Source organism: Rhizobium sp. SVR5-9E (assembly GCF_056755095.1).
The window spans coordinates 1-2,870 of sequence record NZ_JBNDHS010000195.1 but is presented as its reverse complement, the minus strand read 5'-3'; the positions used below and the strand labels follow the sequence as shown (position 1 = coordinate 2,870).

The following is a 2,870-nucleotide window of genomic DNA, read 5'->3' as shown; positions in this document are numbered from 1 at the left end:
CTGAAAACCGTCCGCGATGCCGGCTACACGGATGCGAACATCATAGAGATCGTCGCGCTGGTGGCCATGTACTCCCTGACGAACTTTTTCAATAACGTAGTCGATCCCGAGAAGGACTTTCCGGCCGTTAGGCCGGCCGGCTCGATCTGAACTCTATCCGGTAGCGTACGAAAGCCCGGATGCACCCAGGATTCTTGGGAACGCGTCTGGGCTTTTCGTATGTGCCGACAAGGTTAGGACACTCTATTTTCCGGGGTAAAAGCATGAACAAGTCACAGAAGGTTGTTGTCGTCACCGGTGCGTCACAAGGCATCGGCGCTAAACTCGTAGAGGCATTCCGAAAGCTCGATTACCGCATTGTCGCAACCTCACGTTCGATCAAACGGTCGGACGACGAGAACATCCTGAGCATTGCCGGTGACATCGGCGATCCCACAACCGCCCAACGTGTCATTTCCGAAGGTATCGAACGATTTGGCGGGATCGATACGCTGGTGAACAACGCCGGCATCTACATCGGAAAGCCTTTCACCGAACACACCGCCGAAGACTATGCCGCCGTGATGAATGTGAACATGGCGGGCTTCTATCACATCACGCAACTCGCGATCGCCGAGATGGAAAAGCGTGCGAGTGGCCACGTGGTGAGCGTCACGGCCAGCATAGGCCCCACTCCAGTCAGTGGGATCTACTCGGTCTTGGCGGCTATGACGAAGGGTGGCCTCAACGCTGCCACGAAATCACTGGCGATCGAATACGCGAAGAAGGGCATTCGCGTGAACGCCGTCGCTCCGGGGATCATAAAAACGCCGATGCACGCACCTGAAACTCAGGAAGCACTGGGAGCTTTCCACCCTATCGGACGCATGGGTGAAACAAGCGAAGTCGCCGACGCAATCCTCTTTCTCGACTCGGCAACGTTTATCACTGGAGAGATCCTGCACGTCGACGGTGGGCTAAGTGCCGGTCGCTGAGATGGGCCGCTCACCTAGGAGGAAGCAAGTGATCGCCGGCTTCGACCGCTTTCTTCATGTGCAAGCGCGGTTTGACCGCGGCCCCGCGCGTCCGGCGGTGCAGCGCGGGCTGGAAGTGACGGCGGTCTAGAATTTCAGGAGCATGCTATGCAATCAGTCGAGATCAAAGCCATTGATAGCAACGATTTTGATATTTGGCTTCCGCTGTGGAAAGGCTATCAGCGATTTTACAAAGTGGATATCCCTGAGTCCGTGACGCTCGAGACTTGGGCACGCTTCTTCGACCCAGTCGAGCCGATGCATGCGGCGCTTGCCATGGTGGGCGAAGAAGCATTGGGGCTGGTGCATTCGATCTATCATCGATCCACCTGGACGACGGACGACTACTGTTATCTTCAAGACCTGTTTGTTGCCAACGATGCGCGTGGCAGCGGCATTGGCCGCGCGCTGATCGAACATGTCTATGCGGATGCGAGACGTCGCGGGGCGTCCCGAGTGTACTGGACAACACACGAATCCAACCATAGCGCCATGCAGCTTTACGACCGTCTCGCTGACCGCTCGGGTTTCATCCAGTACCGAAAGCTATTTGCGTGACACGCTGGGTGCGGATCCGTCCTCAGGCCTCGTGCGGCGCATCGCTGTCCTCCACGACCCTGGCAAGGTAGCGATAGATCTGCCGTGGAGTAGTCCTGGCAGTCCGCGCAAGAAAAGCTCGCCGCGCCGGGTTTTGAAGTGTGGCCGGCCAGTCCCCGGACAAGTTTGCTCGTTATGTGTCCAATCAGCTCGCACACAGGGCTATGTGGCGCGTATAACCGGCGTGCAACTACGATAAGATGCTTGAGCGTTTCAAGTTCCCGAGGTCCCTATGTCCGAAGTCGATTGGCTAAGCCATCTCTTGCAAATCATCACCGTTACCGGCCAGCTCGAGGTCCGCTGCGCCTACGGTGCGCCGTGGCGCGTTGCCTGGAGCCAGGCTGCGGCGAACGAGATCCCCTACCACGTCATACTCAAGGGCCGGGCGATTATGGAGGATCCGGAGGCGAGGACGGCGAGGGAGCTGGTGAGTGGAGATATCGTACTGCTGCCTCACGGTGCGGCGCATGTGCTGCACGACGGCAGCGGACAAACGCCAATCCGTACACACGAGAGCCGAAACTCCGCCGGATGGACGCTGAGCGAGAACGATGGCCAGGGCGAGCAATTGGATCTGCTGTGCGGGCGATTTTTCATCGAGCCGCCCCATGATCGACTGATCCGTAACTACCTGCCCACAAATCTGGTGGCGCGGACTATGGACCACCATGGAGAAGACGGCATCGGGCCTGCTTCCAACCAACTGGTCAGTCTGGTGGGGTTGATGCGAACTGAGTCCTCCGGCGACCGAGCGGGAGGGCGCGCCGTTCTCAACGCGCTTTCTTCGGCCCTGTTTACACTGGTACTACGTGCGGCGAGCGAATCCGAGAAAGCCCCCGAAGGCTTGTTGGCGCTCGCCGGCCATCCGCGCCTGGCTCCAGCCATTGCGGCGATATTCGCCGATCCAACGCGGTCCTGGAAACTCCCTGATCTGGCGGACTTGTGCGGCATGTCGCGCGCTACGTTCATGCGGCACTTTCAAGACAGATTGGGTTGCTCCGCCCTCGATTTGTTGACCGATCTCCGCATGAGTCTGGCAGCCAACGAGTTGAAAAAGCCGGCAGTCAGCACCGAGGCTGTCGCCGAGACGGTCGGGTATCAATCGGTTTCGGCATTCCGCCGTGTGTTTGCCGAAAGAATGGGAATGACGCCGGGGGAATGGCGCCGACTGGCGCACAATGGTGGCTAGACGCGCGCCTGAGATTGCGATGCCTCAATTTGATCCTTTCGCGCATCATATTGAGAAAATACAGTCTCGAT

At 58.3% G+C, this 2,870-nt stretch carries 3 protein-coding genes and 1 pseudogene; all 4 read left to right on the top strand.

The genetic code is table 11. The features are described from left to right. Positions 1-150 (top strand): annotated as a pseudogene (locus tag ACPYOJ_RS34235) (carboxymuconolactone decarboxylase family protein); the annotation flags it as partial. A 113-nt stretch (positions 151-263) separates the two neighbouring features. Then, the gene (locus ACPYOJ_RS34230) at positions 264-974 is read left to right on the top strand and encodes an SDR family NAD(P)-dependent oxidoreductase (protein ID WP_481420201.1); all 711 of its coding nucleotides are present in this window, start codon (positions 264-266) and stop codon (positions 972-974) included. Positions 975-1,121: 147 nt separating this feature from the next. Further along, the gene (locus tag ACPYOJ_RS34225) at positions 1,122-1,571 is read left to right on the top strand and encodes a GNAT family N-acetyltransferase (RefSeq protein WP_481420200.1); all 450 of its coding nucleotides are present in this window, start codon (positions 1,122-1,124) and stop codon (positions 1,569-1,571) included. Between the two features lie 271 nt (positions 1,572-1,842). Then, entirely contained in the window at positions 1,843-2,799 is a 957-nt protein-coding gene (locus ACPYOJ_RS34220; protein WP_481420199.1) for an AraC family transcriptional regulator, read from the top strand. The last annotated feature ends 71 nt before the right edge of the window (positions 2,800-2,870 follow it).

What these genes read in the sequence shown, in the direction of transcription:
- ACPYOJ_RS34230 (WP_481420201.1), top strand. Translation starts at nt 264, where the DNA reads ATGAACAAGTCACAGAAGGTTGTTGTCGTCACCGGTGCGTCACAAGGC.
- ACPYOJ_RS34225 (WP_481420200.1), top strand. Translation starts at nt 1,122, where the DNA reads ATGCAATCAGTCGAGATCAAAGCCATTGATAGCAACGATTTTGATATT.
- ACPYOJ_RS34220 (WP_481420199.1), top strand. Translation starts at nt 1,843, where the DNA reads ATGTCCGAAGTCGATTGGCTAAGCCATCTCTTGCAAATCATCACCGTT.